General features: G+C 43.6%; 14 protein-coding genes. 1 reads left to right on the top strand and 13 read right to left on the bottom strand.

Features of this window, described 5'->3' with window-relative positions; genetic code table 11:
• Positions 1-98: 98 nt before the first annotated feature.
• From RIL182_RS15580 to RIL182_RS15595, 4 genes are all read right to left on the bottom strand, one after another.
• Positions 99-821: a YesL family protein gene (locus RIL182_RS15580; RefSeq protein ID WP_006858545.1), complete on the bottom strand. Its 723-nt coding sequence runs from the start codon at positions 819-821 to the stop codon at positions 99-101.
• Positions 822-983: 162 nt separating this feature from the next.
• The gene (gene rpmF, locus RIL182_RS15585) at positions 984-1163 is read right to left on the bottom strand and encodes a 50S ribosomal protein L32 (RefSeq protein ID WP_006858546.1); all 180 of its coding nucleotides are present in this window, start codon (positions 1161-1163) and stop codon (positions 984-986) included.
• Positions 1164-1167: 4 nt separating this feature from the next.
• Positions 1168-1692, bottom strand: a complete 525-nt coding sequence (locus RIL182_RS15590; protein ID WP_006858547.1) for a YceD family protein — start codon at positions 1690-1692, stop codon at positions 1168-1170.
• Between the two features lie 162 nt (positions 1693-1854).
• Positions 1855-3045 (bottom strand): acetate kinase, encoded by a 1191-nt coding sequence (locus tag RIL182_RS15595; RefSeq protein ID WP_006858548.1) that lies wholly within the window; start codon positions 3043-3045, stop codon positions 1855-1857.
• A 345-nt stretch (positions 3046-3390) separates the two neighbouring features.
• Between RIL182_RS15595 and RIL182_RS15600 the strand changes: the two genes are divergently transcribed.
• Complete coding sequence (locus tag RIL182_RS15600) at positions 3391-4707, top strand: nucleotidyltransferase (RefSeq protein ID WP_134523406.1); 1317 nt, start codon at positions 3391-3393, stop codon at positions 4705-4707.
• Here the strand turns inward: RIL182_RS15600 and RIL182_RS15605 are convergent, their stop codons facing one another.
• From RIL182_RS15605 to polA, 9 genes are all read right to left on the bottom strand, one after another.
• Entirely contained in the window at positions 4708-5913 is a 1206-nt protein-coding gene (locus RIL182_RS15605; RefSeq protein WP_260048031.1) for a phosphoribosylaminoimidazolecarboxamide formyltransferase, read from the bottom strand.
• Positions 5914-5960: 47 nt separating this feature from the next.
• Positions 5961-6674, bottom strand: coding sequence for an IMP cyclohydrolase (locus RIL182_RS15610; RefSeq protein WP_015559910.1), 714 nt, complete (start codon positions 6672-6674; stop codon positions 5961-5963).
• Positions 6675-6881: 207 nt separating this feature from the next.
• A complete protein-coding gene (locus RIL182_RS15615) occupies positions 6882-8075 on the bottom strand; it encodes a glycosyltransferase family protein (RefSeq protein WP_243128700.1) in 1194 nt (397 codons plus the stop codon).
• A 48-nt stretch (positions 8076-8123) separates the two neighbouring features.
• The gene (locus RIL182_RS15620; RefSeq protein ID WP_006858552.1) at positions 8124-9488 is read right to left on the bottom strand and encodes a PFL family protein; all 1365 of its coding nucleotides are present in this window, start codon (positions 9486-9488) and stop codon (positions 8124-8126) included.
• Positions 9489-9502: 14 nt separating this feature from the next.
• Positions 9503-9787, bottom strand: a complete 285-nt coding sequence (locus RIL182_RS15625) for an ACT domain-containing protein (protein ID WP_006858553.1) — start codon at positions 9785-9787, stop codon at positions 9503-9505.
• Between the two features lie 205 nt (positions 9788-9992).
• Positions 9993-10790, bottom strand: coding sequence for an MBL fold metallo-hydrolase (locus RIL182_RS15630; protein ID WP_015521272.1), 798 nt, complete (start codon positions 10788-10790; stop codon positions 9993-9995).
• A gap of 4 nt (positions 10791-10794) precedes the next feature.
• Positions 10795-13182 carry a cell division protein FtsA gene (locus RIL182_RS15635; RefSeq protein WP_006858554.1) on the bottom strand — a complete coding sequence of 796 codons (2388 nt, stop codon included), beginning with the start codon at positions 13180-13182 and terminating at the stop codon, positions 10795-10797.
• Between the two features lie 12 nt (positions 13183-13194).
• Positions 13195-13905 (bottom strand): dephospho-CoA kinase, encoded by a 711-nt coding sequence (coaE, locus tag RIL182_RS21780; protein WP_006858555.1) that lies wholly within the window; start codon positions 13903-13905, stop codon positions 13195-13197.
• On the bottom strand, positions 13892-16672 hold the full coding sequence (gene polA, locus RIL182_RS15640) for a DNA polymerase I (RefSeq protein ID WP_044999447.1): 2781 nt from the start codon (positions 16670-16672) through the stop codon (positions 13892-13894). Before polA ends, coaE begins: the two co-directional genes overlap by 14 nt.
• Positions 16673-16678: the final 6 nt, after the last annotated feature.

A 16678-nucleotide genomic window follows, 5' to 3' on the forward strand; every position in this document is an offset into this window, starting at 1 on the left:
TGATACGTTTTCGGGCTCTCCCTTCACGTCTATATTGAAATATACTATAACTCTTTCTATAAATCAATATAAAAAATCGATTGTCATTTACAATATCATTAGTTATAGAATTCCTGATTTCTTTCATTTTCTGCTTCACGGTCTTCATCGGACATATAGCGTTCAAACACACCTTCTAAAATATAGTTGAGCAGAAGCATTCCCAAAGCCGGTGATATGATTGCTACAACCGGCAAAAGATAAGTTCCGATACAGCATGCCAGGAAAAACATCAGTGCCATAAAAGTCTTTGGCAGATTGCCGATCGCCATCAGCGCAGAATTTTTAAGGATCAATTTTGTCGAATTCTCAAAACGTGCCATATACGGGAATACATAAATCGCCCATGCAATGACCACAAGCATCAGCACAAAGAACACAACATAAAGAACTCCTGATTTTTCACCCGCTTTTGCAAACTGATACATGATATAACCGTCAAGTCCTACCAGAACAACCGCTGCTGCCACGACAAGCGTTACAAATGCACCCTGCTTCATATTTGTTTTAAAAGAATGCCAGAAAGAACTCCACAGGTATCCTCTGCTGTGACGGATCACCTTGTTAACTGCATAATAAAGTGCTGTTGTCGCAATTCCAGCCGGAACAGCCAGTACGATACATGGAAGTGCTAATATGATCGCTTTTGATACATATGCCACATAAATGCCGAACGCAAGCGGTATACAGCAGATCATCCACAGCAGGCTTAAGCATACACAGTCGACGCCCTTTCCAAGTGTCTGAAAAAACTTGTTGTCCAAATTAAAAATATCTCCCATTGCCCTACTCCTTTGCTAAAACATCATTCTACCATTTTATTCTGTTCACTCCGATTATGCAACCGGTAATTTGTGAAATTATTATAACTTTTTCAGCGGAAACAAAAAAGACCAAGAGGAAACTCATCGTTCCACTCTTGATCTTTCTGTTTCCCGTAAGGATTAGTCCTGAGGGATGATTTCTTTTTTGTTGTAAGAGCCACAGTTTTTACATACTCTATGAGGCATCATTAACTCTCCACATTTGCTGCATTTTACTAATGCCGGAGCAGTCATTTTCCAGTTTGCTCTTCTTTTATCTCTTCTTCCTTTGGAAGATTTATTCTTTGGACAAATTGACATATTCTCACACCTCCTTAAATTTGTTAAAGACATCTTGGATTGCTGCCATTCTTGGATCCAGTTCTGTTCTCTGGCAGTTGCATTCCCCTTTGTTCAGGTTCATTCCGCACACCTTGCAAATTCCTTTGCAATCATCCCTGCACAGAACTTTCATCGGCCAGTTCACCAAAATCTCTCCATAGATAAGTCTATCTATATCCAGATTAAATCCAATCAGGTAGTCATTATCTTCCACATCTTCGTCATGAACAACAGAATCTTCTAATTTGATATCCTTGTCAATCGAAAAGTGGATATCTGTCGGAACTTCCTCCAGACAACGGCTGCACGGAATCGACACTCGCAGATCAACATCACCCTGGATAAGCAGCCGCTTGTTCTCCCGGTTTGCGATACGCAGTTCTATCGGTGCTGCACTGATAATAGGAAATTCCCCTAACTTTGATATAAAAGACGTAAGTTCAATCTGAACCTGCTTTGTTTCTTCCTTGTTTTCACAAGATAAAATGTCTGAAATATCTATAATCACGGCATTCTCCTATATCTTTTTTTGTGAATCAAACCTTTTATCTAGGCTTTTCACACCTAAATGATTATACATAGTGAAAACAGGTTTGTCAAGTATTTTTTCTTGACAACCCTGTTTTTTTATTTTTCATCGTCTATGAACCTCAAAGACCCGCTGTTTTGCCTATTTTACAAGTGCAACCGTCTCTCTTGCGATTGCAAGCTCCTCGTTGGTCGGGATCACACAGACTTTTACTTTGGAATCTGCTGTTGAGATCACTTTTTCCTCTCCGTGTACTTCGTTTGCCTGTGCATCTACTGTAATTCCAAGATATCCAAGATACTCAAGTACCTTTGCTCTGACGATCGTTGTATTTTCTCCGATACCTGCAGTAAATGCAATCGCATCCACACCATTCATTGCTGCCACATATGCACCGATATATTTTGCAACACGGTAGCAGAATACGTCGATAGCACCGATTGCAAGCTCATTTCCTTCATTGGCTGCAGCCTCAAGATCACGGAAATCACTTGATAATTTTGATAATCCCTGTACACCTGACTTTTTATTCAAAACATTCATGACACCTTCGATATCTAAGTTCTCTTTCTTTGCAATGAACTCCATGATTGCCGGATCAATATCGCCGGAACGTGTTCCCATAACAAGTCCCTCTAAAGGTGTAAGACCCATGGATGTATCTACACACTCACCATTTAATACGGCACTGATAGAAGCACCATTTCCAAGATGAGCCACAATGATCTTAGAATTTTTCAGATCCATTCCAAGGAATTCAGCAGTACGTTTTGATACAAAACTGTGGCTGGTTCCATGGAAGCCATATCTTCTTACTTTGTACTTTTCATAGTATTCGTATGGAAGACCATAAAGGAATGCTTTCTTTGGCATTGTCTGATGGAATGCTGTATCAAATACACCTACCATCGGTACGTCTGGCATCAGTTCTTTACATGCATCGATACCGATCAGGTTTGCCGGGTTGTGAAGTGGTGCAAGGTCATTGCACTCTTCGATTGCTTTTAATACTTCCGGTGTTAAAACGGTAGAAGAAGCAAACTTCTCTCCACCATGTACAACACGGTGACCAACTGCATCGATCTCGGAAAGACTCTTGATTGCACCTGTTTTCTCATTTACCAGTGCATCAAGTACCATCTGGATTGCCTGTTTGTGCGTCGGCATTGCTGCTTCTGTGATCTCTTTGTCTAATCCGGTCTTCTGGTATACCAGTCTTCCGTCAATACCGATTCTCTCGCAAAGTCCTTTTGCTAATACTGCTTCACTGTCAGAATCGATGAGCTGATATTTCAGTGAAGAACTTCCGCAGTTTACTACTAAAACGTTCATATTTTCCTCCCATGCCCTGCCTGCTTTCGAATGGCAGTTTTCTTTTCTTATATAAATGATAAATGGGCAGTCCGACCGATACGAACCGCATATAACTCTAGTATACGCCTCTAACTCTGTTCGCACAAGGTGTTTAAAGTGAGATTTTTTGTACAAAATGAAAAACAGGTTGACAGAATTTTAACGTTATTTTTTTAACAAATCCCAGACATTCACATTTGCGAAAAAAATCTGTGTATGGTAGTCTGTAATCATGCTGTTACACGCAGAATCTGTGCTTACGCCCAAACCTGAGATACAGATGGAATCAGGATTTTCAAAAAATGGTCAGAAATGGAGTATCTTATGAAAACAATCGGAATCATTGCAGAATACAACCCTTTCCACAACGGACATGCCTACCAGATTGCAGAGTTAAAACGAAAAACAAATGCTGATTTTGTCGTCATCGCCATGAGCGGTGACTTTGTCCAGAGAGGAGCCCCTGCCATCATCGATAAATATTGCAGGGCAGAAATGGCGCTTTTATGTGGTGCGGATCTTGTCATCGAACTCCCGGCTGTCTGGGCAGTCTCCTCCGCGGAGGATTTTGCCATGGCAGGTGTTACCCTGTTTGATAAAATGGGCTGTATCGACGGGATATGCTTTGGAGCAGAATCCGACCAGCTCCCCCTGCTTAAGAGCATTGCCGGTGTTCTTGCAGAAGAACCGGACATTTACAGATCTGCGCTTTCTTCTTATTTAAAAAAGGGACTGGCATTTCCGGCTGCAAGAGCTGCTGCGCTTTCTGATTATTTTAAGAGCACCGGAATGAATTTCCTCATTTCCATATTAGATACTCCGAATAACATCCTCGCGGTCGAATATTTAAAGGCACTGAAACGGCGTAATTCTGCCATGACTCCAATCCTGATCCCGCGGGCGGGGAGCGGATATCATGATACCACGATCAACACACCGACAGCTTCTGCCTCCGCCATCCGCGCGGCAGTTTCTAATGTTACACCATCGGATAATCATACTTTCCATTTTTCATCTGCAGATTACGGTTCACAGAGTATTCATTCCAGCCGGCCACATCTTTCGGAAATTGCATCTTCGATGCCGGAACCGGCTTTTGCACTGTTTCAAAAGGAGATCACATCCGGCAGACTTATGGATGCTGATGACTTTTCCTCCATTCTTGGCTACCGGATCTTATCGTGCATCAAAAAGGAATTAGAAAATATCTATGATATGACACCGGAGATTGCAAACCGCATAATAAAGAACAGATATCATTTTTCCTCTTTCACACAGTTTTGTGCACAAAACAAGAGCCGCGATATCACCTACACACGCATGAACCGGATCCTTCTGCATCTGATCCTTCAGATGACCCAGACGGATGTGAAGCAATATAAGGAGACTGATTACATCCCTTACCTGCGAATCCTCGGTTTCCGCAAAGATGCTTCCGCCCTGCTTTCTGCCTTAAAAAAATCCGCAAAAGTACCTGTCATCTCTAAGCTCTCCTCTGCCCTGCGCACACTTGACGGAACTGCAAACCAGATGCTGAAACAGGATATTTTTTCTTCTGAGCTCTACGAACAGCAAAAAACAGGAAAAACGAAAAATCGTTTTTCCTGTCCTGAATGCAGCAAAGAAATCATCCGTGTCTGATCAATGATGGAACAGACGGATTCCGGTAAATGCCATTGCCATATTGTATTTGTTACAGGTCTCAATGACATTATCATCACGGATAGATCCGCCCGGCTGTGCCACATATGCCACGCCGCTCTTATGTGCACGCTCGATGTTATCCCCAAATGGGAAGAATGCATCAGATCCAAGCGCCACATTTGTGTTTTTATCTAACCATGCACGTTTTTCCTCTGCGGTAAAGACCTCCGGTTTTACCTTAAAGATGTTTTCCCATGCACCGTCAGCTAAGACATCCATGTAATCCTCACCAATATAGAGGTCGATCGCATTGTCCCTGTCAGCACGTCCGATCTTGTCGAGGAACTGCAGTCCTAACACTTTCGGGGACTGGCGCAGCCACCAGTTATCTGCCTTCTGGCCTGCAAGTCTGGTACAGTGGATACGGGACTGCTGTCCAGCACCGATACCGATTGCCTGTCCGTCTTTGACATAACATACAGAATTGGACTGTGTGTATTTTAAAGTAATCATTGCGATTGCAAGATCTCTTTTTGCAGCATCCGGAATTTCCTTATTGTCCGTTACCACATTGTCAAAGAAATGCTCATCAATCACTAATTCATTTCTTCCCTGCTCAAAGGTAATACCGAATACTTCTTTGTGCTCGATCGGTGCCGGCACATAATCCGGATTGATCTGGATCACGTTATAATTGCCTTTTTTCTTTGCTTTTAAGATCTCTAATGCCTCATCTGTGTAGCCCGGCGCGATGACACCATCGGAAACTTCTCTCTTGATGATCATTGCAGTTGCCTTATCACAGACATCAGATAAAGAAATAAAATCACCAAAAGATGACATACGGTCTGCGCCTCTTGCTCTCGCATATGCATTTGCAAGCGGTGTAAACTCCATATCCATATCGTCAACCCAGTAAATCTTACGCTCCACATCGCTGAGTGGAAGTCCCACTGCAGCACCGGCCGGTGATACATGCTTAAAAGATGTAGCTGCCGGAAGTCCGGTTGCCTTTTTTAACTCGCTGACTAACTGCCAGCCATTAAATGCGTCCAGGAAATTGATATAACCCGGTTTTCCGTTCAATACCTGAATCGGCAGTTCACCGTTTTCCATATAGATTCTGGATGGTTTCTGATTTGGGTTACAGCCATATTTTAATTCTAATTCTTTCATAATTTCTCCTTTAAATTTCTCATTGATCTGTGAAATTCATGCTTCTTTGCCGCATCTTGCAAGCCTGATGCCTATTATTTATTTTTATTGACGATTCTGCTCTCGTAAGCTCCGGTCGCAATATCAATATAACGGACAAATAAAGAAACTTTGTTGTCCTCATTTAAGTTTTCCCATACAAATGAGGTGAACGCATCAATGTCGCCCTCGATTGCAACCGGTGCCGGCTCTCCCTCAAAACTTGGCAGCGGATTGCCATCTCCCATATAAGTATGGATAAAATGAGCCTCACCTGCTTTCGGATTCTCATAGGCAAATGTATAACGGTTACAGGAGGACGGATCCCCGTTGTTACTCTTTAAAATAGACATTGCGTAGTTGAATTTTCCGTTTTCAATGTGCATAATACCTGAGATTCTCGGTGTATAGTTTGGAGCGTCCGGCTCAAATTCTCTTGTGCGCAGCGCCTGCTCAAAAGTCTGCTGTTTATCCATCAGTTCGTAAATTGTGTCAGTCTGGTCTCCGTTTGTCACGATCGTTTTATTGCCAAGCACACGGACAGGTGCATAGATAATCAGGCTCGGATCTGTCAGTTTGGAAGGATCAAAAGCCTGCGTGCGGATTCCCTCTCCATCCTCAACAAAAACACGGTTTCTGCTGTTCTCACTTCTGCCCATAATAAAATAAGCAGTGATGGCATGTTTTCCGTCTGCAGATTTTCCGATAATGATTCCTCTTCCAGGATAGGAATTGCCTGAAAGTTCATTTTTTAATGACATTTTCTCCATGATTTCCTCCTTCATGTGTGCGGTTTGCTGTTTTTCTTTATCTTATCATTTTGATCCTGTTTTTACAATTATTAGCGTCATGAATTTATTTACTTAATTTTATAAGTTTTATTAATATATTTATTTATAAAAATAACCGCCCAAACCTAATATATCCACCTTGTACTGGACTTCCAGTGAAAGGAGTACATATTACAAGTTAAGCGGTCATTTTACCAAATCCATCAAAATTGCTTCTGCCCTCTGTTTCCATGTATGTTCCCGCACAGCACTCTCATATCCCCGCTCTGCGATTTCCATACATTTCTCCGGTTTTTCCAAAAGCTTTTTCACCAGTTCAGGCAGTTCTTCACGCTTCTCCAGCGAATAGAAAACCAGTTCTTTTTTGTCCGTAAAATTCTCACGCAGATACCCGCTGTCATCGGTCAGCGAAAGTGTATGCTGCAGCATCGCCGTAAATACGCGGTCGTGCGTTCCATCTTTAAACCATGGCATGACATTCAAAGAAATCCTTGCATCTGCGATTGCCTCCGCGCAGGTCACAGAATCCACTTCCCTGCCGTTTTTTATAATGTAGTCATGGCTGCTACAGTCTAATTTCTCCCAGTTGGCGCCAAACACATGTACCGGGATTTTATGCTCCGCAAGACATTTTATGATCTCCCCGCGGAAATAACTCCGCATACAGATATCGATGAACACCATTCCTGCGATCGCCGCGCGAAGCTCCTCATCCGGCACTGCACCCAGTTCTTTTCTGATATGTGCCTCTAACATCCGGTCGATGGACACCGCCGGATGTGCTTTCATATCCTCCAGAATCTCATAATAAAATGTCCGATATTCCGCACCCTGCCTGTCGATTTCCCGGTAAAGGTGTTCCACCGGTGTATAGTTCCCGGTAAATACGATGTCGTATTTCCGTTTCTGATACGGTATATTTTTATGTTTCTGTTTTTGCCCATGGCAGCCTTCTATTGGGGAAGGTACTTTCCGCTCTAAGATACAGTTTCCCGCCAGCGGCAGAAACTCCACCGGCAATGCCGGGTAAAAGCGCTTCATGTATGCCACATGTTCTCTGTCAATACAAAAAACACGCATTTCCGGCACCGGAGGCTTTGCCAGTTTTGAATGATAATACAGTGGATGATCCACCAGGATATTGATGCACGCGATACCTTGGTTTTCCCAGATATAACGCCCGTTCTCTTCGATAAAGACCTCTTCCCCGGAAAGTCCGATAAAATTAAACGTACACAGTACCGTTTTCTCTGGCACGGCAAACCGGCTGATGCCATCTACCGTATTTACCAGATCATCGTAATCCACAAAATAGGTGTCATGCCCCATCTCCTGAAACGTTTCTGCTAACTGTTCTGAAAAATATCCCAGTGTTTCCACTGCATTTTTTATTAAAATCACTTTCATGTTTGCCAGTGATCCGCGCAGTTAGTTTTTAAAGCTGTGGATCGGTGCCGGGATTCTTCCGGTACGGTTAATAAAATCATCACAGGAATATTTGTTGACCGGCATGATCGGCGCATAACCGAACAGACCACCGAACTCTACCGTATCGCCAACGCCTTTTCCAATTACCGGGATCAGACGTGCAGCTGTTGTCTTCTGGTTTACCATACCAAGTGCCATCTCGTCTGCGATCATACCGGAGATCGTGGTTGCCTTGGTATCTCCCGGAATTGCGATCATATCAAGTCCTACAGAGCAGACACAGGTCATTGCCTCTAATTTTTCCAATGTGATAGCACCAGCCTGTACGGAATCGATCATTCCCTGATCCTCACTGACCGGAATGAAAGCACCGCTTAAGCCGCCGACATAGGAAGATGCCATAACGCCGCCCTTTTTGACCTGATCATTTAACATGGCAAGTGCTGCAGTTGTTCCCGGTGCACCTGCATATTCCAGACCGATCTCGCAGAGGATATCTGCGACGGAATCACCGATGGCCGGAGTCGGAGCAAGGGAAAGGTCAATGATACCAAACGGAATTGAAAGACGTCTGGATGCCTCCTGTGCGACTAACTGTCCGACTCTTGTTACCTTAAATGCGGTCTTTTTGATGGTCTCGCAGAGTACCTCAAAATTCTCGCCACGCACTTTCTCAAGTGCTGTCTTTACAACACCCGGTCCGCTGACTCCGACGTTGATCACTGCATCAGCCTCTGTCACACCGTGGAAAGCTCCTGCCATAAACGGGTTGTCATCCGGTGCGTTGCAGAATACAACCAGCTTCATACAATCCACAGAATCACGGTCTTTTGAGCGCTCTGCAACCTCCAACAAAATCTCTCCCATCAGACGCACCGCATCCATATTGATACCGGTCTTTGTGGACGCAAGGTTTACGGAACTGCAGACACGGTTCGTCCGGCAAAGTGCTATCGGGATAGAACGGATCAGCATCTCATCTGCTTTTGTCATGCCTTTTGATACCAGTGCGGAATAACCGCCGATCAGATCTGCACCGATTGCTTCTGCAGCACGGTCCATTGTATCTGCGATCGTTGCAAAATCTTCCGGTGTCTTGCAGGCTGCACCACCGATCAGTGCAATCGGAGTAACGGAAATACGTTTGTTGACAATTGGGATACCGTATTCAGCTTCGATCTCCCCTGCAACTTTTGCAAGATCTTTGGCAACTGATGTGATACGGTTATAAATGTTCTCATTTAATTTTTTCAAATCGGAATCAATGCATGAAAGCAGGCTGATACCGATCGTAATGGTGCGGACATCAAGGTTTTCATGTTCCACCATGTTGTTGGTCTCTTTTACTTCAAATATATTAATCATTGCCGCTTTCCTCTCTAAATACGATGCATTTTTTCAAAAATCTCAGCTTTCTGGCACTTGATGGATACACCGATCTGTGCACCGATCTCATCGAGATCTTTCTGACAATCCACAAATGATCTGGTTGATTTATTCATGTCAACGATCATCATCATATTGAAATATCCGGAAACGATTGTCTGTGAAATATCAAGTACATTGACGCCATTTTCGGAAAGATAAGTACATACTTTTGCAATGATACCAACCGTATCTTTACCCACTACTGTAATAATTGTCTTGTCTGCTGTGTTCTCCATCTCTGCTCTCCTCACTTTTCTGCTTTACTAAATCAGCGCAAATCTATTATCAATCATCATATCATACATGTTTTATAATTTCCACTGTTAAATAGATGCACATTTATAACTTTTTCTACTAAGCTTCATAAGCGGCCACACTCTGTAAAAAAATATTGTCATATATAATAGAATACGTGTTTCGCGAACATTCTATTATCATAAACTAAAAAATGATTCTCTCCGACGGCGCGTCCCGCTTTGCCACATACATTGGGAAATCATCGCCTTTATATGGATTTTCTCCCATCGTCACCTCTAACCGGACAGTCTCATATGCAAGTTCTGCATAATTATTTTCCTTACTGAGATGCCCTAAAATAACCGTATTGAAATGGTCATGGAGCACTTCTCCCAAAAGCTGACCGGACAGTTCGTTAGAGAGATGTCCTTTTTTCCCAAGAATTCTCTGTTTTAACGGATACGGATAACTTCCAACCTGCAGCATATGTACATCATGATTTGCTTCCAGTAAAAGCACATCCAGATTTTTTATTTTATCAATCATGTTTTCATCATATGTGCCAAGATCCGTCACTACCGCCGCCGTTTTCTCCTCATTTTTTATCTTATAGGCCACCGGATCTGCCGCATCATGTGAGATTGAAATCGGTTCAATCAAAAGATCCCCGATTTCAAAAGGCTGATCCGGCGTGATCGCATGAAATAAAGATTCCTCTATTTTGCCGACTGACTTTGTATTTAAAATAGCATCTATCGTACCCTGCGTGGCATAAATCGGAAGTCCGTAACGCCTGGCGATCACGCCAAGTCCAGAAATATGATCGATGTGTTCATGAGTTACAAGAACCCCCTGCATCTCTTCTGTTTTCAAATCGATCGAATTGAGTCCGTTTTCAATTCGTTTTCCACTGATCCCCGCATCGATGAGTACATGATTTTCATCTGATCCCACACAGATACAGTTTCCACTGCTGCCGCTTGCTATGCTGCATAATTCCATTTTTTTAATTCTCTTTCCATCTAAGTTCGATTGTATCTCCGGTCTTTAAGACTGCAGAATACGATGCATTCTCACCATTTAAATTGGTAATGATTGCTCTGCCATTTGAGGCAGTAAGATCAAATTCGTAGAAATCAAAAATATCTACAAATATATACTGTGGTTTTCCGGTAAGTTTTACCGGCTGTCCGTTGATGTATACCAGAACCATGCTGCCGTCTTCCTCTGCAGCTGGCGAACTGTTTTCTTCTGCTGTAACTTTTTTCACTGCTTCAGCCATGCCGTCAGCATTCTCCTCTGTTACATCTGTTTCATCCATGCCTGCTGCATTCTCTCCTGCAACAGATCCATTAACGCCTGCTGTACTGTCTGTAATCGTTTTGCTCTCCTCTACCGTAGCGGCATCATCTGTAACTGCAGAATCCTTTTCTTTTGCGCCCGCATTGCCGGCATCGTCTGTATCCTCCGCAGTCACAGCATTGTGTACTTCAGGATTCTGAACTTCTGCGCCATCTGCCTCTGCGCTCATTTCCGTGTCCACAATATCCGGTATCTCTTCTTCCTTATATTCCCCGACAGTCGGTGTTTGAACTTCTTCCTGCTCTACCGGCTGAAAGGACGGTTTGCCATAGGAACGCACTGTCCACTCGATTGTAAAGTTTTCATAGATCAGTGAGTCGAGCGTTGCACGACGGTTGTTTACCAGAATCACATGCTCCACATTCACTTCCACATCCATAAATTCTGCAAGCTGGCCTACTGTGTAAAAGCTTCTTGTTTCTACCTGGTCTCCCTCCTGGATCTGGTAGGAAGGAAACTCTAATTTACCGTTGACCTCTAAGAATTTCGGGCATCTTATAATATTTCCATTAACCACAAAGGCTACGGAATCTGTCGTATATTCCTCTAACTGATCTAATGTGCAGGTTGCCGGCTTGCCAGCCGTAGATGGCTCAATGATAATCTCACAATTCGGCTCTAATGCCGCATTGAGATTTGTTGGTCTGTCATTCATATAAACTGCTGCTGACTCTCCCTGCTCTCCACGAATGATACGTTTTGCTCCATTTACAAAAAATGTAAGTTCCGGTCCACGTTTCGGGAAAAGATCCTCATTCGGAAAACCTGCCTGCAATGCGGCATCCACGATCGTTAATCCATCATTATCATATAATTTGAGGCGCTCTCCATTGAAACGCACCATAATAAATCCGTTTCTCTGTTCATAATAATTCAGACAGATTCCAATCGGCGTAACAAGCAATGGATCCTTCTTGATATCCTGCTGTTCAAATACCACTTCCTGCAGTACTTCTTCACCACGCAGTGCCACTCGTACGTCCGGAAGATCTAATTTCTCTGCAAGCATTTTCGTATAACCATGGATCTTACCGCCACCGCCAACGATAAATGCTGCGCTGACAGTCTGGTCGCCATTCAATTCTTTGATTTTCGCAGCTACCGCAGTCGTCATCTCATCCACTACCGGCGCAGTCAGTTCCCACACTTCTTTTGCCGGAATCTTATGCTCGATCAGCATGATATCTTTATAAGTGATCTCCTCTTCTGTTGTACTCTGCAGCTTGATATATTCAGCCGTTTTAAAATCAACCAGATAATTCTGCACGATCAGTTCCGTTAATTCATCTCCAGCAAGAGGGATCATACCATAGGCAATGATGCTTCCGTCTTTGGTGATGGAAATATCGGATGTTCCCGCTCCGATATCGACTAAAGCGATATTCAGCAGACGATAACTTTCCGGAATTGCGACGTTGATCGCCGCAATAGGCTCCAATGTCAGATTCGCCACTTCAAGCCCGGCCTGATTTACGGCTGCATAAAGTCCATCCACAACATCCTCCGGTAAAAACGTTACGATGATATCTTCACCAATACGGTCTGCCTTGTGGGATTCAATATTAGAAAACGGTTCATCATTCAAGAAATATTTGACTACAGAATAACCAACACAGTAAAACTTATAGTTGGTATCATTCATTTCCTGTAAAATTTTCTGCGCTTTCTCAATTCCAAGCAGATCCAGTGTATGAATGTCTTCCCCGGTAACTACGCTCTCCTCTGGATAATCGTAACTGATACTCGTTGTAACTGTCTTAAGCACACGGCCTGCGGCAGCGATACATACCTCCGTCAGCGTTTTTCCGATCTGTTTTTCCAGCTGTTCTTTTACTTTTCTTATCGTCCCTGATACACGCCCTATATCGTGGATCTGTCCATCTAACATTGCTCTCGTATCATGCTGCATGATATACTGAGCAGTAACGATAAACTGATCTTCGGTACGGTAACCTACCGTTCCTACCACATTTCTCGTTCCAATATCAAGTCCGAACACCAATGGCTGTTCCATGTCTTTTCCGTCGCTCATCTGCAGTATCTCCTACTCATTTTCCATATTTGTGATTGCCAAATCAATCTGCCTTATGGCATCTTCCACCGTTCCATTATTATCGATCACCACTTTACAGTATTTCCGGTAAACCGCTTCCTGTAACTGACTGTCAAAAATCTGCTGTACTTTCTCCGGGGAATATCCGCGCGATCTCATAAGTCGTTCTTTTCTTATATCCTCTCTGGTATAAATATACCAAAGTTCGTCACAAATTTCATCATAATGTTCTTCAATCAGCAATGCTGCCTCTAAAACCAGAATTTTCAGCACTCCATTTTCCCGCTCTGTATCCGCAACAGTTCTGATATATTTCTTGACTGCCGGATGTACGATTCCGTTTAATGCATCCCGTTTTTTTTCATCTGAAAAGATGACTGTTGCTAACTTTTTCCGGTCAAACGAACCATCTTCATTCCAGATATCCTCATCCGAAAACATGTCTTTTAATTTCTGATAACATTCTGTCCCGGGCAGCATCAGCTCATGCGCGATTTCATCCGCCAACATGACTTTTACACCATCTTTTGTTTCAAGATAATGAAGTATTTCTGATTTTCCCGCACCGACGCCGCCGGTAATTCCGATAAATTTCATCCGTTCCATGCTCCCCGCATCCATTTTTTCTCTCGTACCATCCGGACATATGCAGTCCAACGCATCATCCCTCATAAATGATGACAGATCTTTATTTTGCCTCATACCAGTTTTTGCCGACATGTGCATCAATTTCAAGTGTAACCGCAAGATCTGCCGCTCCATGCATCTCTTCCTCGAGAATCTTTCGAACCGCATCCTCTTCTTCGATCGCCGTCTCCACTAAAAGCTCATCATGCACGGTTAAGATCAGGCGTGACTTTAGATTTTCTTTTAACAGTCTGTCATGCACGCGTATCATTGCGATCTTGATGATATCTGCCGCAGTTCCCTGAATCGGTGAGTTCATGGCAACACGTTCTCCAAAGGAACGCTGCATAAAATTGCTGCTTGAAAGTTCCGGTACCGGACGTCTTCTTCCAAACATCGTCGTTACATAGCCTTTTTCTTTTGCCTCTGCCACAAGCCCATCTAAAAACGTCTTGATCTTTGGATAAGTTTCAAAGTACCGTTCAATATACTCTGCAGCTTCTTTTTTGCTGATGCTTAGATCCTGGCTCAGTCCAAACGAACTGATTCCATATACAATCCCGAAATTGACTGCCTTGGCATTGCGTCGCTGCAGGTCTGTCACTTCATCAAATGGAATGTGAAATACCTGGGACGCCGTGATCCTGTGGATATCCTGTGCTTCCCGGTATGCCTCGATCAGCTTTTCATCCCCGGACATATGTGCTAAAACACGAAGCTCAATCTGGGAATAATCGGCATCCATAAACTCAAATCCCTCTTTTGGCACAAATGCCTTGCGGATCAGTCTGCCAAGTTCGATCCTCATCGGGATATTCTGCAGGTTTGGCTCCGTGCTGCTTAAACGCCCGGTAGCTGTGATCGTCTGATTAAAACTGGTGTGGATCCTGCCATCTTTAGCGATATAGTTTACCAATCCGTCCGCATAAGTGGACTTTAACTTGGTAAGCTGACGATACTCTAAAATATCAGAAACGATCGGATATTCCGGTGCAAGGCGGTCTAACACATCCGCCGCCGTGGAATAACCGGTCTTTGTTTTCTTTCCATACGGCATGGACAATTTTTCAAATAGGATCACTCCGAGCTGTTTTGGAGAATTGATATTAAACTCTTCTCCCGCTTCCTCATAGATCTGCTTTTCCAGTTCAGCGATACGCACTGCAAGTTTGTCCCCATACTCCGTGAGCGCCTCCCTGCACGCAATGATACCCTCATTTTCCATATCGGCAAGAGTAAATACGAGCGGCATCTCGATTTCCGTAAACAGATGATCCATGCCCTCTTCCTTTAAGTCTGTCTCCAGCGTCTTTTTCGATGCCTGTGCCACATATGCCATATAGCATACATAATTTAAAAATGCTTCCGGTGCATCTTTCATTGCCTGCTCTATGGTCAGTTTTCCAAGAAGATCTGCCTTTGACGGTATCATCTGTCCCATATAGTCTTTTGCAATATCCTCATATGGATACTCATTTTTCAGCGGATTCAGAAGATATGCTGCAAGCACACCGTCAAAAAGATTCGACAGGCCAATATTGCCGTTTACCTGTCGCTCCAGTAAGCCAAGCGCCGCAAGCTGCGGTTTTAAATCCAGTGTCGCATAGGACGCAGCCTCACTTGCGGTAAACATGGAAAGAATCTGCTTTGCCGGAAGATTTTCCCCTGCTTTTATGAAAAAGGTTTCTTCCTCTCCAGTTGAAATGGCAGCTCCAAGGCAGCACTCCACTGCATCATTTTCTGCACTTTCTACGATGCCGGACGGCTCACTGTCTGCCCCCGGCATATCTCCTGCCGCAAACAGATTCATCTGCCCGTCTGCTTCCTCGTGGCTATCCCTCTTTTTATCTCCGAAAACAATATAAAAACCACAGTCTTTTCCGCGCAGCTTTGCAAATACTTTCTCTGCCTCCTTACGGTCTTCCACAAGTTTAAAATGTTCTGCCGCCTGATTTTTTGGAGTTTCCACCGCAAAACGATTCAAAAGATTTTTAAACTCTAACCGTTTGCAGAGCAGGTATGCCTCCTCCGTGTACAGGCTGGAAATACCATTAAGTTTTGCACCGGAAAGATCATAATCAATGTCCGCATGGATCTCGATCGTCGCAAGCGTCTTACTCATCTGTGCCAGGTCATAATACTCTTTTAAATTTTTGCTCGCACGCGGTGGCTTTAATTCGTCCACATGCGCATAGGCATTTTCAACACTTCCATACTGCGCAATGATCGCTGTTGCCGTCTTTTCACCAATTCCAGGCACCCCAGGAATATTGTCTGCCGTATCGCCCATCAGCGCCTTGACATCAATAAACTCTATCGGCGTAACCTGATATTTTTCCTGTACCTCAGCGGCATTGTAATCCTCGATCTCCGTGCCTGTGCGCTTTGTTTTCGGGATACGGATCTTAATATGATCCGTTGCAAGCTGTAAGAGGTCACGGTCACCGGATACCACTGAAACTGTCAGCCCTTTTTGTTCACTCTGTTTTGCAATGGTTCCAAGCAGATCATCCGCCTCATAGCCGCCTTTTTCGATCGTGGTAACTCCCATCGCTTTTAACATCTCTTTCATGAGCGGAACCTGTTCCCGCAGTTCCTGTGCCATCGGTTTTCTCGTGCCTTTGTATTCTGCGAACATTTTGTGGCGGAAAGTCGGTTCTGACACATCAAATGCAACCGTAAGATAATCCGGCTGCTCTTCCTCTAAAATCTTGAACATAATGTTTAAAAAACCATAGACCGCATTCGTGTGTAATCCTTCCGAATTTGTCAAATCCGGGATTCCGAAAAATGCCCTGTTCAAAATACTGTGTCCATCTATCAATACCAGCTTTTCGCCCATTGTTCT

Source organism: Roseburia intestinalis L1-82, assembly GCF_900537995.1.
Taxonomy (GTDB): domain Bacteria; phylum Bacillota; class Clostridia; order Lachnospirales; family Lachnospiraceae; genus Roseburia; species Roseburia intestinalis.